Origin of the sequence: Aphanizomenon sp. UHCC 0183, from assembly GCF_009712065.1 — a bacterium.
Taxonomy (GTDB): Bacteria; Cyanobacteriota; Cyanobacteriia; order Cyanobacteriales; family Nostocaceae; genus Dolichospermum; species Dolichospermum heterosporum.
Genome location: NZ_VILC01000009.1, coordinates 30,686 through 49,990, shown reverse-complemented (window position 1 = coordinate 49,990; position 19,305 = coordinate 30,686). Strand labels below are relative to the sequence as shown.

The 19,305-nt window shown below is 41.0% G+C and carries 13 protein-coding genes; 5 read left to right on the top strand and 8 right to left on the bottom strand.

Annotated features, from left to right (window positions below):
- Positions 1-134 precede the first annotated feature (134 nt).
- The 3 genes from FJR37_RS04240 to FJR37_RS04230 form a co-directional block, all read right to left on the bottom strand.
- Positions 135-329 carry an NAD(P)H dehydrogenase subunit NdhS gene (locus FJR37_RS04240; protein WP_168465388.1) on the bottom strand — a complete coding sequence of 65 codons (195 nt, stop codon included), beginning with the start codon at positions 327-329 and terminating at the stop codon, positions 135-137.
- A gap of 263 nt (positions 330-592) precedes the next feature.
- Complete coding sequence (rodA, locus tag FJR37_RS04235; RefSeq protein WP_168465387.1) at positions 593-1,906, bottom strand: rod shape-determining protein RodA; 1,314 nt, start codon at positions 1,904-1,906, stop codon at positions 593-595.
- A gap of 165 nt (positions 1,907-2,071) precedes the next feature.
- Positions 2,072-3,142 carry an Mrp/NBP35 family ATP-binding protein gene (locus FJR37_RS04230; RefSeq protein WP_039202728.1) on the bottom strand — a complete coding sequence of 357 codons (1,071 nt, stop codon included), beginning with the start codon at positions 3,140-3,142 and terminating at the stop codon, positions 2,072-2,074.
- Positions 3,143-4,259: 1,117 nt separating this feature from the next.
- Between FJR37_RS04230 and FJR37_RS04225 the strand changes: the two genes are divergently transcribed.
- Positions 4,260-5,708 carry a glycoside hydrolase 100 family protein gene (locus FJR37_RS04225; protein ID WP_168465386.1) on the top strand — a complete coding sequence of 483 codons (1,449 nt, stop codon included), beginning with the start codon at positions 4,260-4,262 and terminating at the stop codon, positions 5,706-5,708.
- A 623-nt stretch (positions 5,709-6,331) separates the two neighbouring features.
- Here the strand turns inward: FJR37_RS04225 and FJR37_RS04220 are convergent.
- The 3 genes from FJR37_RS04220 to FJR37_RS04210 form a co-directional block, all read right to left on the bottom strand.
- Complete coding sequence (locus FJR37_RS04220; RefSeq protein ID WP_168465385.1) at positions 6,332-7,150, bottom strand: DUF2887 domain-containing protein; 819 nt, start codon at positions 7,148-7,150, stop codon at positions 6,332-6,334.
- 853 nt (positions 7,151-8,003) lie between these two features.
- The gene (locus tag FJR37_RS04215) at positions 8,004-9,884 is read right to left on the bottom strand and encodes an SUMF1/EgtB/PvdO family nonheme iron enzyme (RefSeq protein WP_168465384.1); all 1,881 of its coding nucleotides are present in this window, start codon (positions 9,882-9,884) and stop codon (positions 8,004-8,006) included.
- A gap of 7 nt (positions 9,885-9,891) precedes the next feature.
- Positions 9,892-10,287, bottom strand: coding sequence for a hypothetical protein (locus tag FJR37_RS04210; protein ID WP_168465383.1), 396 nt, complete (start codon positions 10,285-10,287; stop codon positions 9,892-9,894).
- Positions 10,288-10,836: 549 nt separating this feature from the next.
- Between FJR37_RS04210 and FJR37_RS04205 the strand changes: the two genes are divergently transcribed.
- Complete coding sequence (locus FJR37_RS04205; protein WP_168465382.1) at positions 10,837-12,177, top strand: 16S rRNA (cytosine(967)-C(5))-methyltransferase; 1,341 nt, start codon at positions 10,837-10,839, stop codon at positions 12,175-12,177.
- A 57-nt stretch (positions 12,178-12,234) separates the two neighbouring features.
- Positions 12,235-12,657 carry a TerB family tellurite resistance protein gene (locus FJR37_RS04200; RefSeq protein WP_168465381.1) on the top strand — a complete coding sequence of 141 codons (423 nt, stop codon included), beginning with the start codon at positions 12,235-12,237 and terminating at the stop codon, positions 12,655-12,657.
- Positions 12,658-12,884: 227 nt separating this feature from the next.
- On the opposite strand, the gene psb35 is transcribed toward FJR37_RS04200, so the two are convergent.
- Together psb35 and FJR37_RS04190 are read right to left on the bottom strand one after the other, a co-directional pair.
- Complete coding sequence (gene psb35 / locus FJR37_RS04195) at positions 12,885-13,079, bottom strand: photosystem II assembly protein Psb35 (RefSeq protein WP_027402651.1); 195 nt, start codon at positions 13,077-13,079, stop codon at positions 12,885-12,887.
- Positions 13,080-13,373: 294 nt separating this feature from the next.
- Complete coding sequence (locus tag FJR37_RS04190; protein WP_168465380.1) at positions 13,374-15,755, bottom strand: penicillin-binding protein 1A; 2,382 nt, start codon at positions 15,753-15,755, stop codon at positions 13,374-13,376.
- Positions 15,756-16,368: 613 nt separating this feature from the next.
- Between FJR37_RS04190 and FJR37_RS04185 the strand changes: the two genes are divergently transcribed.
- Positions 16,369-18,879 (top strand): tetratricopeptide repeat protein, encoded by a 2,511-nt coding sequence (locus FJR37_RS04185; RefSeq protein ID WP_168465379.1) that lies wholly within the window; start codon positions 16,369-16,371, stop codon positions 18,877-18,879.
- 97 nt (positions 18,880-18,976) lie between these two features.
- Positions 18,977-19,273, top strand: coding sequence for a DnaJ domain-containing protein (locus FJR37_RS04180; protein WP_053538025.1), 297 nt, complete (start codon positions 18,977-18,979; stop codon positions 19,271-19,273).
- Positions 19,274-19,305: the final 32 nt, after the last annotated feature.

Here is a 19,305-nt window from a genome sequence, read left to right as displayed (position 1 = left end):
AACAGCAAAATCATTTGTGTAATTAATTCTGTCGCATTACTTATAGGAATTGCAGAATTTTTTTAAAATTGCCATTAGTCAATAGTCTTAGTAAATAACTAATAACCACTGACTAATGACTAAAGACTAAATTACTATTTCCCTTTTTTCGGAACTGTAGTTTCAACAGGTTCTAATTCTGTTAAGCGGAAAGTAATTATTTTATCCCAATTACCACCTTCAAATAATACAGCTACTTTACCATCACTCACTCGTTGGACAAGTCCTTCAGACCGATAATATGTATCTGCGGGATTTTTGATGCGAACAGTTGCTCCAGGCAGGATCATCTTATTTACCTTCAATAGTTTCCTATTAATAGCTTAATGCTTATTAGGGAACAGGGAACAGGGGGCAGGGGGCAGGGGGCAGGGGGCAGGGGGCAGGGGGAGTGGGGGAAGTGGGGGGAGTAGGGGAAGTGGGGGGAGTAGGGGAAGTGGGGGGAGTAGGGGAAGTAGGGGAGAAATTTCATTCTTCATTCTTCATTCTTCATTCTTCATTCTTCTGATAGCGCAGCGTGGCGTTAGCCATACTCCTGACTCCTGACTCCTCTTCAGTAATACTTCTGGCGTTGACGATAATTAGCTACAGATTCTACTATACCGATCGCAATAAAGTTAGTCAGCATTGCTGAACGTCCATAACTCATCCAAGGTAGGGGAATCCCCGCCACTGGTGCCAAACCAACTGTCATACCAACATTCACAATCAGTTGAAACACAATCATAGACAAAACACCTATAGCTAAAAGTGAACCGAAGTTATCTTTGGCTGTTTGAGCTACGTGAAGCAAGCGAAAGCAAATCAAGCAAAAAACTGATAGTAAAATTAAGCACCCCACCAGACCAAATTCTTCAGCAACAGCGGAGAAAATAAAATCTGTGTGTTGTTCAGGAACGAAATTGAGTTGAGTCATGGGACCTTTAAACAAACCCCAACCCCAAACTTCACCAGCGCCAATAGCAATGCGAGATTGAATCAGGTGATAACCAGCACCAAGAGGATCATGTTCAGGGTTAATAAATACACTAAGTCGGTTTTTTTGATACTCCTTTAAGATATGATTCCAGGCAAAAATGCCTAATTCGCCACCAAGCAGATTAAGACATAATGATCCAATAGCACCAATACCAAACCGCTTCCAGGGCAGACTAACCCAACCAACTATCCCCATCGCTACTGCCCATATTAAACCCAATATACTCAATGATATTTCTTTAGATAAAACTATGGGTGTTGATAATGGCCAAGATATACTAAATAAGATTGCTGCTATGACCGGAGAAATCATCAGTATTAACCAGCCGGGGTTAGCGTTTGCCCAGTACAGCATTCCTAAAAATATTGCTCCAAATACCAGTGATGTTGCCAAGTCTGGCTGTAAAAATACCAATGCCCAAGGTACAGCCGTAATTGCCAAGACACGGAAAACATTCTCAATAGTAGAAGCAGTTTGCTTATGTAACAACGCAGCTAAGGTAATGATTAGCCCTATTTTGGCAAATTCTGAGGGTTGGACATTAAAACCAGCAATACTAATCCAACGCTGTGCGCCTTTGGCACTAGTACCAGCGAGCATCACAGCTATTAAACTAAAGTTCGTTAGCCCGTAGGTGAACCAATGCCACTGCATTAAGTTTTCATAACGGCAACGAGCTAAAAACAAGGCAATAGTTGAACCAATCGCCGCTATCAGCCAGTGCCACCACCAGTCAGTTACAGGTTGCTTTAATTCTGTACTCAGAATCATTAGCCCCCCGAACATACTAACAGCAACGGGGAGAATAAATAGTAGCCCATCTATTTGTTGCCAGGGTTTAAGCCAGGATTGCCAACGCATTTTCTGGAACGAAGGTTTTAATAACATTGTGTGAGGAGGAAGTTGGGCAGGGGGTAGGGGGTAGTAGGGGGAGTGGGGGGAGTGGGGGAGTAGGGGGAGTGGGGGGAGTTGGGGGAGTGGGGGGAGTTGGGGAGAAATTTCTTCCTTCTGAACTCCTGATAGCGCAGCGTGGCGTTAGCCATACTCCTGATCTTATGTCAAAGCATTAACTGAAACTTTACCTGCTACAGTGAGAGCGATCGCCTTCAATGCTTTAGCAGCGGCTGAATTAGGTTCACCAATAACTATTGGCACACCACTATCACCCCCAATTCTGGTAGAAATTTCTAATGGTACACATCCTAACAGAGGAACTCCTAATTCTGCGGCTGTTTTTGAACCACCACCAGAACCAAAAATGTCATATTGCTTATCCGGTTGATCTGGGGGAATAAAATAGCTCATATTTTCCACAATTCCCAAAACTGGAACATTTAACTGTTGGAACATCCGCAACCCCTTTCGGGAATCCAACAAAGCTACCGTTTGTGGTGTAGTCACAATAACTGCCCCTGCCATTGGTACAGATTGGGCTAAAGTTAATTGAGCATCACCAGTCCCTGGGGGCATATCCACAATTAAATAATCCAGTTCTCCCCATTCCACTTGATAAAGAAACTGACGAATCACACCATTCAGCATCGGACCGCGCCAAATTACTGGCTGATCTCGATCAATCAAAAAACCCATGGAAACAAGCTTGACACCATGATTAAACGCCGGTTCGAGAATGTCCCCTGCCTCTGTAGACCGGACATTAATTTTAGCATCGCTCAAACCCAACATGGTAGGATCATTAGGCCCATAAATATCTGCATCTAATAAACCAACCTTAGCGCCAGTTTGCGCTAAAGCAACGGCGATATTTACAGCGACTGTACTCTTACCAACGCCACCTTTACCGCTAGAAACAGCAATAATATTTTTTATCCCAGGTACACCGTTGCGGTCTGGTAAGCTTTTCTGCTGGGGTGTTTCCGCTGTTACTTCTATACTCACATCTGTAACACCAGGGAGCTTTTTAACAGCTTTTTGACAATCTTCGACAATAAACTCCCGTAAAGGGCAAGCCGGAGTGGTTAACACCAAAGTGAAACTAACCTTGCCACCGTCAATTTTGACGTTGCGAATCATATTTAACTCTACCAGGCTTTTGCGAAGTTCTGGATCTTCTACTGGTCGCAACACTTCTAGGACTGCTTGGGAATCTAGGACATCATACATAGTGTGTTTACCGTTGCCGCTGACTATAAAGCTTAAAAAATTTTCATTGACAGATACTAGAATCTTAACTTTATTGGAGTAAGTAGGTGAACACAATAAAACCAAACTGTGTAAAGAAACGTATAATCGCCCAAACCCTCTTCAATCTTGCCTCTTGCCTCTTGCCTTTTGCCTTGCCATAACGACAATTTTCAACGCCAACCTACTTAGGAATATGAATTAAATAAGGTGCAAAAGTAGGGTGTGTTAGCGACAGCGTAACGCACCATTCCAGGTTACATCAGAATTGCAGGTTATTAAATTTGCGTTCCTTAGTTGTTTAGTTGTCAGTTCTGAGAAACCAGAATCCTTTAGGGGCAAACCCCCGTGGTTGCCCCAACGGGTAGGCACGGGGGCGCTACCCCTACATTAAATCCAAATCTTTTATATAATTAATTTTGCCTGTGTACTTAATCAAGGATATCAAAAGTTGCAACTTAGGAAGGGCTAGTAAAATATATATTTATATGATCAGTATTAATCCCTCCCCAATTTTTTTTAGGGACTTCCAATTAAAAAAATCCCCAAAAGTTTCTTGTGGTGCGGGCATCTTGCCCGCTAATTACCAAGGACAGGCAGGATGCCCATCCCACAAAATTGGGTAATTTATTTTTTGGTGATCCGTTAGCTGTTGATATTGCATATTCTGAAAAAACGTTATAACTTGTTAAGTTGTAGGGGAATAATTTATTTTGTCATCGCAATAGCCAATTGTTAATTAAGTAGATATACTACATTTAAGTGGTTCTACATACACAAGAATCCACGTTTCTAGAAATTCAAAAAACTGTTAAATATGATGCAGTTTACAATACCTTTGCCATTTCTTATAGATTGGGTTGAGTGACAGTGTAACCCAAGGCATTTAATGGATTATGGCTCTCAACGCCACCTACGAATCAAGGCTTTTTTCAGTTTGGCAAAGGTATTGAGTTTAATTTTGGTCTTTACTGACATTTAGTATTTTGAATGAATTGATATTTGCTATTTCAAAGTTATGATGAAAATGGCATTAGAGAAGAATTAAAGGTGCATCTACTCCCAACAAATATACTATCTAAATGGAGTTAGTCTGGTAATGCAACTAAACAAATTAGAGACAAGTAAAAATATAGAAAATGAAGCTTGGCTTGCATTAGAGAATTCAATTCTCTACTACAAAGGTCAGCCCGTTGGTACTGTAGCAGCTTATGATTCATCAGTCGAAGCATTAAATTATGACCAATGTTTTATCCGGGATTTTGTTTCCTCGGCGTTAATTTTTCTGATTAAAGGCAGAACAGATATTGTCAAGAATTTCCTAGAAGAAACATTAAAGTTACAGCCGAAAGAAAAGGCATTAGATGCCTATAAACCCGGTAGAGGATTAATTCCAGCTAGTTTTAAAGTCGTTTCTGCCAATGGGGAAGAATTTTTAGAAGCTGATTTTGGTGAACACGCGATCGCCAGAGTCACACCCGTAGATTCTTGTTTATGGTGGTTAATTTTATTACGTGCTTATGTAGTTGCTACTCAAGATAATTCCCTGGCTTATCAACCAGAATTCCAAACAGGAATTAGGTTAATTATGGACATCTGTTTAGCTAATCGGTTTGATATGTACCCGACGCTATTAGTTCCTGATGGCGCTTGTATGATAGACAGACGGATGGGTATTTATGGACATCCTTTAGAAATTCAAGTTCTATTTTTTGCCGCTTTACGTGCAGCGCGAGAACTGCTAATTTGTAAAAATAATGAGGATATTGTCGAAGCAATTGATAACCGCTTACCTTTATTATGTGGGCATATTCGTCAGCATTACTGGATAGATATTAATCGTCTGAATGCAATTTATCGCTTTAAGGGTGAGGAATACGGAAAAACGGCGGTTAATCTTTTCAATATTTATGCCGATTCCTTACCTTATTATGAGTTAGATAAATGGCTACCAAAAAAAGGTGGTTATTTTGCCGGAAATGTCGGACCATCACAAATGGATACTCGGTTCTTCACCCTCGGAAATTTGATGGCTGTAATTTCTGATCTTTCCACAGAAGAACAGTCCCAAGCAATCATGAATTTGATTGAAAAACGATGGGATGATTTAGTCGGAGATATGCCCGTTAAAATCTGTTATCCGGCTTTACAAGGTGAAGAATATCGAGTCGTCACAGGATGTGACCCCAAAAATATACCTTGGTCATATCATAATGCTGGTAGCTGGCCTGTCCTAATGTGGATGTTAGCAGCAGCAGCGGTGAAAACAAAAAAACCACAGTTGGCAGAAAAAGCTATTGCAATTGCTAAAGTCAGATTATCGGAAGATGAATGGCCAGAATATTATGATGGTAAAAAAGGCAGATTAATTGGTAAACAAGCGAGGAAATATCAAACTTGGACAATTGCTGGTTATTTATTAGCGCAGGAACTCATAGATAATCCTGATTATTTATCATTAATTAGTTTTGATAAGTTACCTCCAGATGTGGTTTCTAGAGCCTGTGAGTTTGAAGTTGGTGGGATAGATCCTTACATGAATCTTTAAACCTAATTTTATCTGAAAACCGTAGGTGGTTTAGTTATGAAAAACAAGATCCCCGACTTCTTAGAGAAGTCGGGGATCTGACTCTTGCAATGTATCCCTACGGGACGCTAAGCTGTTACGCAGCTAAATTTGATAACCATAATTTACTTGAACTTTGTAGTGCGGGCATCTTGCCCGCTAGAATTAGAGACTTCCAAATAAAAAAATGTCCCAAAACTGATGCAGAAATTCTCTCTCTGTGTACTCTGTGCCTCTGTGGTTCGTTTCTTAGGATAATTTATTTCTTGGAAGTCTCTTATACAAACTAAGGAATGTGAATTAAATAAGGTGCAAAAGTAGGGTGTGTTAGCGACAGCGTAACGCACCATTCCAGGTTACATCAGAATTGCAGGTTATTAAATTTGCGTTCCTAAATGCACAACAGCTTAGAGGGTGTTTGAAAAGTTATGGTTGATGTATCAAATATTTTTTACCCCTCCCTAACCCTCCCCTTGTAAAGGGGAGGGAACTGGATTTTTATTGTTTCCCCCCTTGTAAAGGGGAAAGGGGGGTAGTAATGTGATGAAAATTACGGGATACCACTTTTAAAACATCCTCTTAGTGTTTGTGTACAGAATCATAGATTATTTATGAGATTTTAACCATTCTTCCAGGTCGGTAATGTCTATAAAGTCTAATAATGCTTCTCCCAGGTCTTCTAGTTGTTCTATTGTGAGGTTGCTGATAGTTTCGATGTAGTTACCACTCAATTTCCCAAATTGCTTGGATAATATACGCACCAATAAGTTTGTTGCTTCTTCCTGCTTTGCTTCTTGATATACCCTAGTTTGCTTAATATCACTAACTAAAAACATCGCTTCAATCTCCTGACGGCTTAATTGTGAAAATTTGGACAACAAAACAGTCTCTAACAATTCTATAATACCTTGTTTTTCTCTGTTATTATCAATCTCTGTCTTTGTTCTTGCCATGAGATTTTTGACTAATTCTGGTGCTTGGGTTTCTTTACTGACAATTAATTCAATTAACCCCATACCAATTGAACCAGGTGGTAGTTCATCTAAATAAATGCGTTTGATACGTCCACTATTAATTAATTCTTGTTGGTAATTAGTTAATACTTCTACATCTAAACTCCGTTTAGCAAATAAAGCTACTGCTTGCCAATCTTGTACTGGTTTAAATTGATTGAGATAAATGTTTATTTCTGCTATTAATTCCCAATAAAAATCAAGTTTGGGTTGGAATTGCACTTCGACAAAATAGATGGGTTTTTCCAAACTATCTGGCATGAAAATACCATCAAATCGAAAGGCTTTTTCTTTAACTTCGACGGAAGTAAAATTATAACCTTGAGCATTTTCTATTGGTTGTCCAAGCAATTCAAACAATAGAGTGTGAAAAGTGAGGAAAATTTGATAAAATATTGTATCTGTGTGCATAATTTATAAGAGGGTGTTTGAAAAGTTATGGTTGATGTATCAAATATTTTTTACCCCACCCTAACCCTCCCCTTGTAAAGGGGAGGGAACTGGATTTTTATTGTTTCCCCCCTTTACAAGGGGAAAGGGGGGTAGCAATGTGATGAAAATTACGGAATACCACTTTTCAAACATCCTCTAAGGGATCACCAAAAAATAAATTACCCAATTTTGTGGGATGGGCATCCTGCCTGTCCTTGGTAATTAGCGGGCAATTCGTCCCGCACCACAAGAAACTTTTGGGGATTTTTTTAATTGGAAGTCCCTAATATTGAGCCAGTTAAGTCTTCGGTTTCCCTACCAAGCTAACTGGCTCGGTTTTATATTTGGATATAGTCACCCACATCACTGGGTTTGAGTTTGGACTCTCTGGTGTACGCTTGATAGAATCCCTCCTATCAACTCTGACTGTAGAGAGTGCTGGCGAGGAAGACCCGAACACAACACGAAAACCGAGATTATTGTCTTGATTACGCGCGTTGTTCCTGTTACGATTCGCCGAACGGCAATTGATAGCATTGTTGTACCAAGAACCGCCCCGTTTAATAACTCAACCCCAAGCTATGTGCCATACATACTAAGAAGTATAAGCAAGGATAGCCACCCTCAATTTACAATATCCGAATATTAATCAGCGATATTGTTTACAAGTCTTTAACAAATGATTTTTGATGATATTAAACCCTTTGTAGAGACGTTCCATGGAACGTCTCTACATTTTTGAAGATGTATATAATAAAAAAAATTCGCTCGCTGGCGCTCGCAAGGGTAAAGAAATAAAGAGAAGAGCGCAAAAGCGCAAGAGGGTAAAGGGCTAAGAAAGTCCTGGCGAGGAAGACCCGAACACAACACGAAAACCGAGATAATAGTCAAGATCACGCGCGTAGCTCCTGAGACGAAACGCCGAACGGCAATTGATAGCATGGTTGTACCAAGAACCGCCCCGACATATATAAGCACGGTTATCTTCTTTAACTACCTTTAATTCTCCCCAATGTTCATTACCATTACTTTTTAAACGCGCTGGCTTTTCGCTATAACTGTCGTGAAATTCATCCAAACACCATTCCCAGACATTCCCGTGCATTTGATATAAACCCCAGGGGTTAGGGGTGAAACTATCCACATTTACGGTACATTCTCGATATTTGCCCTTGGGGGTATCACCATAAGGATAATTGCCGTCATAGTTAACTTGATCAGTTGTAATAGTCTTACCAAAAGCAAAGGCTGTAGTTGTTCCAGCCCGACAGGCATATTCCCATTCTACCTCTGTGGGCAATCTGACAGCCCGCTTTGTTTGTTCAGATAGCTTTTCGCAAAATGCCCGGGCTTCATGCCAGGAAACGCCAACTACAGGCTGCTTATCGCCTTGAAACTTGGGGTCATATTGTTCAGATGGCTTAGTTTTCATGACGGCATACCATTGGGCATTGGTAACAGCATATTTGCCCATTAAAAACTCTTGCAAATACACCTCATGCTGGGGGGTAGACCAGTCTAACCATGTTTCAACATCTTCACGTTTATTGCCATATTTCAGGGCATTTTCTAGGGCTATTTGGCGTTCCTCTGGGGGCATTCCCATCATAAACTTCCCTGTAGGCACTCGCACCAGTTCCAGGGTTAAACCTTGACCTAAATTTACAGTCAACTCCTGGCGTTTTGCTGCTGCTATTTTCTGTCCCTGTGCTTCTGAAGAACCTCTCTCCAAACCTCTCTCCTCCCAGGAGAGAGGCTTTGATTTCTCCCCCTTCCCTGGTAGGGAAGGGGGTTGGGGGGTTAGGTTCTGCTTATTTAACAATCTCCCAAAGGCTGCAATGGCTTTCATATCCTGTCCACCTGCGGCCACGTTCACACGCACCCATAACTGAAAAGCTAAATCAAAATTTCCTTCAATTTCTGCTTGCATAGCATCTTCTCTGAGGGTGCTAATATCCCTGTCAGTGGCAGATTTAGGCAATAAAATATAATGCAATTTTGTAGCAGGTTCTATGGCAGCATAGGGAGTCTGAGGATAATTTTTATGCTTTTGGGTCAATTGGGGAACTTGATAGCGCAAATAGTTATACAACCGTTCAACCGTCGCGCAGTTGCTTTCACCTTGAATTTGCAACCCATTGAGTAATACATGAGTAAAAGCGCCTTGTTTAATTTCCTCAATTTCGTAGGAAACCTGACTGGGACTACAGGAATAAAAGGTAATTACACCTTGCTGTTTTTCTTCACCAATTCCTAAACCACCACTTTTTTGACCAGTGCTGCGACAAGCATCAATAAATAACACCACATTGTCCGCACCACTCCGCCGCAAGCGTTCTGTGATGTAGGTAATGGGAATTGCTAAATTGGGTACAGTGCGAGGATTTCCATCTATGGGTAATAAATAATCTCGTCCTTCGTGGGGCATCCCATGACCGCTAAAATAGAACCAGAGAGTATCCCCAGATTCTAAAAAAGGCTGTTCAAAGCGATCATTGAAAAAGCTGTTTAGTGTACCGTAGGTTGGTTGAGTTTTCTTTCCCAGGCTGTTGCGCGGTGAATCATCAGAGAAAAAATATAGATACTCTGGTTGTACACCTAAACCAGTTGAAAAATAATCGCGCACCCGTTCTGCATCAGTTTTTGCATACTGGAGGCACTGAATTTCGTCATATTCGTTAACGCCAATGACAACAGCGCAATTCTTAGCCATATTGCGGTCAATTTACAGGTGATTGGGGTGATGAACGCTTAAATTTTAGCTCAATTGCACCCTTACCAGCAGCCTTTACACCCGTACCCAGTAATTTAATTTCACCTTCACTACTAATTTCTACCGTGAGGGTAATTTCATCAAGCTGGAGTTCCCCTTGGGTTTCGACTTGCTTCTGAACATTACTAAACACACCACTGATTACACCCACAAAGTGCGACATTTGCTTCGCTAAGGTGCCGGCTGTAATGCGACTGTTTTTTATTTCTTCATCCGTAACCGCAGGACTACTGTAAGGATTACCATTACCTCTAACAGCTTTCATCCCTTGTTTTGAAACATCATCAGAACTACTTGCGGTGACAATCCACAGTTCTTCATCTTGCCAGTTTTTGTCTGTCATACTACATCCTCACACCTGCTCTGACAATTTTCGCACATAAGTGAAGTGTAATTTGTGATGAAGTTGTCTGAATCAGGATGTCCAGGATTTAAGGATGAACAGGATTAGGATGGGAATATTTTCAATAGGTGTTTTGATGATTTTGGTACATAAGAGACTTCCAAGAAATAAATTATCCCAAGAAACGAACCACAGAGGCACAGAGTACACAGAGAGAGAATTTTTGCATCAGTTTTGGGACATTTTTTTATTTGGAAGTCTCTAAGTGTAATTTGTGATGAAGTTGTCTGAATCAGGATGTCCAGGATTTAAGGATGAACAGGATTAAGATAGGAACATTCAAAATATGTAAATTAAGTAGTGAGACAGAATTAATTACACAATATTATTGCGTAAGCGTTGCGTGGCGTTAGCCATATGGAACGAAGTGAAATGAAGCAATCGCCAGGGTTGTGATTGCTTCCCTTCCCTCGCAATGACTGTAAATATTTTTGTCCAATTACTTAAGTGTACCAATTTCCCCCAAAGTAAACAGGATGATTACCTTTCATGACCAATCCCCGCCAACTCGCCTTTATTGCTCTTAAAGAAGTTTATAAAGGAGCTTATGCTGATGTTGCCCTAGACCGAGCGCTACAAAAATTTAAGTTACCCGACGCAGATCGCCGATTAATGACAGAATTAGTCTATGGGAGTGTGAGAAGACAACGCACTTTAGACGCTATTATTGACCAACTTGCTACAAAGAAAATTCAGCAACAACCAAAAGACCTTCGCACAATTTTACATCTGGGTTTTTATCAACTGCGTTATCAAGAAAGAATTCCCGTTTCTGCGGCTGTAAATACCACCGTCGAATTAGCAAAAGAAAATGGTTTTCCTGGTTTAACTGGGTTTGTCAATGGTTTATTACGTCAATATCTCCGACTTGCAGAAAAGTCATCAGAACCGCTAAAGTTACCAGAAAATCCAGTAGAAAGATTGGGAATATTACACAGTTTCCCTAATTGGATAATTGAGGTTTGGTTAAAAGAATTGGGTTTTGCAGAAACAGAAAAACTTTGTGCTTGGATGAATCAAACCCCAACAATTGATTTACGAGTAAATATCCTGCGTAGTTCTTTAGAAGAAGTAGAATCAGCTTTTGCATCTGCTGGTGTTTTAGTGAAACCTATCCCCCATTTACCCCAAGCTTTACGATTAATTGGTAATAACGGCGCAATTCAAAATTTACCTGGTTTTCATGAAGGTTGGTGGACTGTCCAAGATAGTAGCGCTCAATTAGTTGGTCATTTACTTGACCCTCAACCCGGTAATGTGGTGATTGATGTTTGTGCTGCACCAGGGGGGAAAACCACTCATATTGCTGAGTTAATGGGAGATAAAGGCAAAATTTGGGCTTGTGATAAAACTGCTTCCCGGTTACGGAAATTAAAAGAAAATGCTCAACGTCTAAATTTACAATCTATCGAAATTTGTTCAGGAGACAGCCGCAATTTACCGCAATTCTACAATTCGGCTGACCGTGTATTGCTTGATGCTCCTTGTTCCGGTTTAGGAACTATGCACCGTCACGCTGATGCGCGTTGGCGACAAACACCGGCTTCTGTTCAAGAACTTTCCCAATTACAAAAAGAATTGTTATCACATAATGCAACTTTTGTCAAGACTGGCGGCGTTTTAGTTTATGCCACTTGTACACTGCATCCAGCGGAGAATGAACAGGTAATTTCGGAGTTTTTAGCCGCAAATCCCCATTGGCAAATTGAACCTCCTAGCTTTGATTTTGCCGATATTTCTCCCCTGGGGTGGTTGAAAGTTTGGCCTCACCAACAAGATATGGATGGTTTTTTTATGGTGCGCTTAAGAAAAACTAAGGATTCCGAGTGAATACCAATAGTGATTGTAAGATTTAATCAAAGCCCGAATCTACCAGAGGAGGCAGTGATGGTTAATAATTCTCATGTAAAAAACCTAGTAAAAATCCTGATTGGAGCAGCTTGGATTGATGGCAAAATCCAACCAGAAGAACGGCAATATCTGCGAGAAATAGCCCAAGTTAAAGGTTTAGCCAATGATCCAGAGATTAAACCTTGGTTGTATGAATTAGTGCCAGTCAAGCCAAATGAGTGTTATGAATGGGTAAAAGAGTATTTAGGCGATCGCCCAACTCAGGAAGATTACGAGGATTTGATTGAAGCTATCAGTGGCTTAATTTACAGTGACGGTGATGTAGCCGTTGAAGAAGCAAGACTCCTCTCTCAATTGGAAGAGTTAAGCAAGTCTAGTGAATCTCACCCCAGTATCCATATAACTTTGCTCAAACAAATTCAAAAGCTTTACCGTCGTTGGGTGGATGTACAGAATTAGGTAATGGGTAATGGGTAAGAGAATTCCACAAAAAAGATGAACTGCTTGCAGCAGCGCCTCGCTATCCAATCTTGTGGGATGGGCATCTTGCCCGTCCTTGTATTATTGGCAGGCAAGATGCCTGCACCACAAGAAATTTTGGGATATTTTTTTAATTGGAAGTCTCTAATGGGTAATGGGTAAAACATTCTTGCCAATGACCAATCACCAATCACCAATTACCGAATCTATTCCTTTTCTACCTTGGGGATAATGTCAGGGCGTTCCTTATTTTCCCAACCGGGGGGACGTTTGGAGTTGTACCAGGCAATTGAACCAATGGTGATAGCAGCGACAAAACCCACTACATACACCAAAGTAAAAGCTAGGGGAAAGTGATTTCCGGTATCTGGTACTTGGACTTCGAGCAATAAATAACTCATGACTATATTCGTCTAATGTAGGTTACACTTCTTAACAAAGTATAAACTGAGTTAATCACCTACATCTACCCCAGGAAAAATCTTTGCTGTTTCTAGGGAATAGGGGGTAGGGGGAGTAGGGGGAGTAGGGGAGTAGGGGGGGGTAGGGGAGTTGGGGGGGTAGGGGAGTTGGGGGGGGTAGGGGAGAAATTTCTTTCTTCTTTCTTCTTTCTTCTTTCTTCTTTCTTCTTTCTTCTTTCTCCTGAACTCCTGACTGGGCGCAGGCCCTGCGCCCCTACCTCCTGACTCCTGATTTTAATTATTTCCTGAAGAATCGGGTTTAAGTCTTTCTCTCCAGGAAGGTTGTGATGATGAAGATCCTCCAGGACTCTTGTTTTCTGAAGATGATCTAGACGGTGCTGATTCTTGACTGCGGCTGCGTCGTGAACGAGGTGATTGGGAAGGGGAATCGCCATTGGATTCTTGACTGCGTCTGCGGCGGCGACGGGTAGAATAAGATGTATCATTATTCTCTTGACTATAGCGTCGTCTTCGTCTTGGCCGATTTTCTTCTGAATTTGATGAATCGTCTGATTGATTATATGTTCTTCTGCTTCTGCTTCTGCGTCTAGTTGAGGAATCAGAATTATCGGTATTGTCTTCTTCTGATTTTTGATTATCCTCATCAACCGACTTATAGATAAGTTTTCTCGGTTTAAGAGGTTGGGCTTTGATAGTACCTTTACGATTTTCTAAATTAGGTCGTGGGGGAAACTTTTCTACAGGCATTCCCTTGAGAGCTTCTGCCATAAATTCATGCCAAGCATAAGCTGCACTACCACTATTACCATAGGTAGGGGTGTTATCATCATTCCCTAACCACACCCCAGCCACTAACTGAGGAATATAACCAATAAACCATAAATCACGGGATTCATCAGTAGTACCTGTTTTGCCGGCAACTTGTCTATCATCTAATTGAGCCGCAGCACCAGTACCATCGGTGACAACATTTCTTAACATCCAAGTCATGATGGCACTGCTATCAGCATCTAGAACTTGTTTGGGTTTATATTTAGCTGACCAAATGACATCTCCTTCGCGGTTGAGGATGCGACGAATGCCATGAGATTCTACATAATTGCCTTGATTGGCGAATGTACCATAGGCGTTGGTCAATTCTAATAAGTTGACTTCATTAGAACCAAGCGCCAAGGAATAGTTAGGTTTGAGTTCTGACTTAATTCCCATGTCATGGGCCAGTTTAATGGTGGGTTCAAAACCTATTTCTATTAAGACTTTTACCGCAATTGTATTGATGGATTTGGTGAGCGCGTCTCTGATGTTCAACCAACCGGAGAACTTGTTATGGGAGTTCTTTGGCTCATAACCATCTATTGATAAGGGTTCATCTAAATAACTATCATAGGGACTTTTACCAGTAGCGATCGCTGTAGCATAGACGAAAGCCTTAAAGGTTGATCCTGGTTGTCGTTGGGCTTGGGTTACACGATTAAACTGGTTTTTACCAAAGTCTTTACCGCCGACCATTGCCTGAATTTCGCCACTCCCAGGCTCTATGGCCACCACAGCCGCTTGTTTAAAGTTTTGCCACCGACCTTCATTTTTTAATATCTTGGCTACTGCGGCTTCTGCGGCTTTTTGCGAGGTTGGGTTTAAGGTTGTTTCTACTATTAAACCACCACTAGCCAAAACATCAGCGGCAACGTACTTTGGCAATTCCTTGTGAACGTAGGTTGTAAAGTAGGGAAAATCAACTTGTAACCGTTTAGGTAAACTGCTGTTAACTATTAATGCTTCCTCAGTCGCGGCTTGTTTTTGGGCTGGTGTAATGATGCCATCTTCCAGCATCCGCTGTAACACCAGATTGCGCCGTTCTGTAGCTATTTTAGGATTTTTGTCGGGGGCGTAGACGTTAGGTGCAGGAGCTAAACCCGCCAAGGTAGCCATTTCTGATAAAGTCAGTTGATCTACGGATTTACTGAAGTATACCCAAGCGGCATCTCCCACGCCATAAGCCCCAGAACCTAAGTATACGAGATTGAGATAACGTTCGAGAATTTGGTCTTTAGTCAATTCTCGCTCTATTTTTTGGGATAGTCGGACTTCTTTGAGTTTACGCCAAAAGGTTTTTTCTTGTTTGAGGAAGAGAATTCGCGCTACTTGTTGGGTGATGGTACTACCACCTTCTACCACATTTTGCGATCGCAAGTTATTGATAACTGCTCTGGCAATTCCCTGGAGATCAAATCCATTGTGTTGATTAAATCTTCTATCTTCTGAAGCAATAAAAGCTTTCTTTAAAGTATCTGGTATTTGCTCTATTTTCAGTTGCTCTCTTGTAGCTTCTCCCTGCTGTTGTAGCACACTACCATCAGCAGCTTTAATCGTCAGTGTTTGCTCTCGTACCAATGCTCTGAGTGCGGACTGATCTGGTAAATTTTTATCTATTTCTAAGATTGTGTAATGGAAAGCAATGATCCCACTACTAAGACCTAATCCTGCCCAAAACCAAAAACGACGATAAAAAGGTTTATCGCTGCTGGCTATTCTGGTCAAGATTCCAGATGATACCGTTGTCACCTGAGTTATTAACTGCTTTGCATTCACCTGCATTTTCGGTAGTAATTTTTCATTTGTGGACTTGTGATTTTGTTGATGATTACTCAATGGCAATAGCAGTTTCTCCTGTTTGGTTTGAGTGCAATATATTGGTGTTAATATAATATCCCATATAATGCCCCATAAAATATTAACTTAATTCAGTGTAAATATATGTTTTCTGCAAAGCCATATTATTGGTATTAATATTATTAATGACAATTAATTCATGCAATTCTCGCATGAGAAAAGTCTGAGAGGATGTTTGAAAAGTGGTATTCCGTAATTTTCATCACATTGCTACCCCCCTTAGTCCCCCCTTGTAAAGGGGGGAAACAATAAAAATCCAGTTCCCTCCCCTTTACAAGGGGAGGGTTAGGGTGGGGTAAAAAATATTTGATACATCAACCATAACTTTCCAAACACCCTCTGAGAGTTCTTCAGGAGGCAGGAGGAACCCACCCTTAAGGGACTTTTTATTCATACTTCTTTCCTCCTGCCTTTTTTGTAAAAAATCTCTCTCAGTGTATACTGTCAACAAACTTTGCAAATACACTCTAAAAGGAAAATGTTACAACTCGCTGTAACATTAATGCGAACTGCCTACTAATATAGAAATTAAGAAAGTAGTTGGAGCCACCCTTGACTATGAGGGTAAAAATCAAACAACAATTAGGAAGAAAGCCCAGTGGCTAAACATCAGTCTAAACAGCACTCACAACCACAGGTCTCTAGTACAGAGACAAAAGTTGCGGAAAACTCCTTCCAGAAGCAACTGCAAGAATTGCTGAACCAAAAAAAATATCGGCAAGCATTAGAAGAAATCAAGAAAAATCAGCGATTACACCCTAATATTGAATTTACACCCCCAGAATCAGAAATTTGGTTGCTACGGGGTCAGCAAGAATTTCAGAAACAAGATTTTAAACAGGCAGAAAAATCCTTTGCTCGCGCTCTAGAATTCGGTTTGGTGGGAGAAGTTCATTACTGGCAAGCTAAATGTTTATTGGAATTGAAGCAATTAGATGCGGCATTAAAATTACTTAGAAATGCTTTTGAGGCAGGTACTCTACCGAAAGACTACAGCATCTCTTACCTAAAACTCTTGTTCCTCAAAGGAGATACCGCTACAGTTGAGCAATTAATTCAGGAACAATCTAAACGCTTTAGTGCTAATCAACTCCACTGGGTACGAGGTGTTCTGGCACTAAAAAAGGGACAATCAGAAACAGCTTTGACATCTTTTCAGAAAATTAAGCGAGCCGTCACCAATGGAGATTTGCCCATAGCTTGGATCGTTTATACTCAACAAGTCATAGGTAATTGGGATGCTGCGGCTAATCTTTTGGGGTTGAAATCACTTTCATATGGTCAACCAAAGTATTTAGAGCATCCAATTTTAGAGCGACTGGCGATTTTTCAACAGGGAAAAACAGCACAAGAACCCCTCAAATCTCTAAATCCACGAACAACAGTAGATAAAAATAGCCAACAGGCATTACCGATATTGCGAATGTTGCAACTGATTGACCAAGGTAATCACCATGATGCCGCTCATCTGCTATTGAAGATGGAGCGACGTTCCCCACGCTTTCCAGAACTAGAAAGTCTCCGTCCACTGCTGCTTACCCTAGCCGGACAACAAGCACTGAATCAAGGAGAACCAAGTTGTGCTGAACTATTCTGGCAGCCTTTGTTGACAGAGCAACCCTTTAACCCCCAATTGGCAATCAATCTCTTAGAGGTTTTAGATGCTAATAATCACAATCAAGAACGTTCACGCCTGTTGACACGGTTTTTGAAGTGGTTAGAACAGGAAGCAAAACGAAACCCTCAAGAATGGCCTGCACAAAGATTGAAACTGACCCAAGCACATCTCCACTGCTGGATGGCAGATGCTTACATAGCAATAGATCGTGATCGGGCCGCTTTGGGATCTGTGCAACAAGCAGAACGAATTTGTCCCACATCACCAGAAGTGCTGGGACGTAAGGGATTAATTGAAGCAGTAGACGAAAATTATGATGAAGCGATCGCACTCTTGACCCAAGCGCTAGAAAATGGATGTCGGTATAGAGAAGTTTATACAATGTTGCTGCACTGTTGGAAGAGACTAGATAACAAACAAGCATTCAATGAAGCTCGGCGCAAATTTGGTAAGCATTTTGGCGACTTGAATCTTGAACCTGAAGTAGAAACATTGCCTTGGATAGATGCGCTCTCTACGTTAAGTTATCCCTTATTTAGCCGTTTTGTGGAGACTGAAGATCCCACAGATTCGCCTATCCGTGCCTGTCAAATATTCGTGAATGCAGTCCAAAGTCCGCCTAATTCCGGAGGTCGGGTTTCATTAGACCAAAAAGCCGCAGCCCAAGTATGGGACAATCTCCTCCAAAGATTAGCAGGTGAAGAACAAATTTCCGTATTGCAAGCGATCGCCCTTTCGATTCAACTCTTTGCCAAACGGGAAAAAGGAATCGCTGCTTTACTAAGTCAGTATCAGCAAAAGTTAATCAAGCTATCCATAGAATACCCAGAAGCTAGAGTTGCCAATTTAGTTATCTTAGCCGTCAAAGAAAATAGTTCCAAAAAACTAGAAATTCCCGTGCGTTCTTACCTCGACACCATGCCCCAACCGGGCAATGCTGTGGCAAATATTCAACTTCAAGCCCGCCGTTTTGGCGAAATTACAACCCTTGTGCCGTTCTTAGATGAAGCACTCCGTCGAGAACCACAAAACCCTTTATTGCTATTAGCTAGAGCCACTACCTACCACGTTGATCACCCAAACTATGAACAATTAAAACAACAGGGATTTGAATTAGCCCGTCGCCTACAAGATGCCAAAGCCTTACAAGCATTTCGAGAAGAACAGGCATTTGTTAATGATAGAGAAACTCAGAGTGCTATGCCAGATGCAGATGAATTTGACAATCTCGATATGTCAGATATGAATGACTTATTAGAAGGGATGATTAAAAAATTATTTGGCAATAAAATGTCTCCAGCGGAGTTTGAACGGATGCTTCCAGAACTCAAAAAAATGATGTTAAACAATATGCCTGATTTCTCAGATGATGATGATGAAGATGAAGAAGACGAAGAAGATGGAATAGATTTAGACTTTATCTTTAGAAATTCATCTCCATCTAAAAAACGCAAGGGTAGAAAAAAAGCGGGTTTTCAGGAATTGTTGTAAAAGTAAAATATCAAGAGTAATTGAACGCAGATAAACGCAGATAAACACAGATGAAGACTGATAGTTTAATTGATGTCATCTTAATGGGAAATTATTTATGGCTGACTACTACGAACGTTTAGGAATTTCACCAGGAGCAACCAGCGCCCAAATTAAAGCGGCTTATCATGCCAAATTACGTGAATTCCCCGCGCATACTTATCCAGAAGAGTTTAAAGCAATTCGAGGAGCTTACGAGGCACTTCGCAAAGGAGAGACAAGTCAATCGGAGGAGTTCTTGAAATTGCGTCCCCTAGAAGCAGAATTGAATCCAGAGATATTAAAACAGTTGCGAGAAAAAGCCCTGGCGCAACTAGAAGTTAGCTTAGATGATCTAATTCGTGCCACATTTTAAATAATTCATATAACAGGGAACAGGGAACAGGG

Bases quoted from the DNA above. Each gene is read 5' to 3' on its own strand.
- FJR37_RS04240 (WP_168465388.1), bottom strand. From the start codon at position 329: ATGATCCTGCCTGGAGCAACTGTTCGCATCAAAAATCCCGCAGATACA.
- rodA (WP_168465387.1), bottom strand. From the start codon at position 1,906: ATGTTATTAAAACCTTCGTTCCAGAAAATGCGTTGGCAATCCTGGCTT.
- FJR37_RS04230 (WP_039202728.1), bottom strand. From the start codon at position 3,142: ATGTATGATGTCCTAGATTCCCAAGCAGTCCTAGAAGTGTTGCGACCA.
- FJR37_RS04225 (WP_168465386.1), top strand. From the start codon at position 4,260: ATGCAACTAAACAAATTAGAGACAAGTAAAAATATAGAAAATGAAGCT.
- FJR37_RS04220 (WP_168465385.1), bottom strand. From the start codon at position 7,150: ATGCACACAGATACAATATTTTATCAAATTTTCCTCACTTTTCACACT.
- FJR37_RS04215 (WP_168465384.1), bottom strand. From the start codon at position 9,884: ATGGCTAAGAATTGCGCTGTTGTCATTGGCGTTAACGAATATGACGAA.
- FJR37_RS04210 (WP_168465383.1), bottom strand. From the start codon at position 10,287: ATGACAGACAAAAACTGGCAAGATGAAGAACTGTGGATTGTCACCGCA.
- FJR37_RS04205 (WP_168465382.1), top strand. From the start codon at position 10,837: ATGACCAATCCCCGCCAACTCGCCTTTATTGCTCTTAAAGAAGTTTAT.
- FJR37_RS04200 (WP_168465381.1), top strand. From the start codon at position 12,235: ATGGTTAATAATTCTCATGTAAAAAACCTAGTAAAAATCCTGATTGGA.
- psb35 (WP_027402651.1), bottom strand. From the start codon at position 13,079: ATGAGTTATTTATTGCTCGAAGTCCAAGTACCAGATACCGGAAATCAC.
- FJR37_RS04180 (WP_053538025.1), top strand. From the start codon at position 18,977: ATGGCTGACTACTACGAACGTTTAGGAATTTCACCAGGAGCAACCAGC.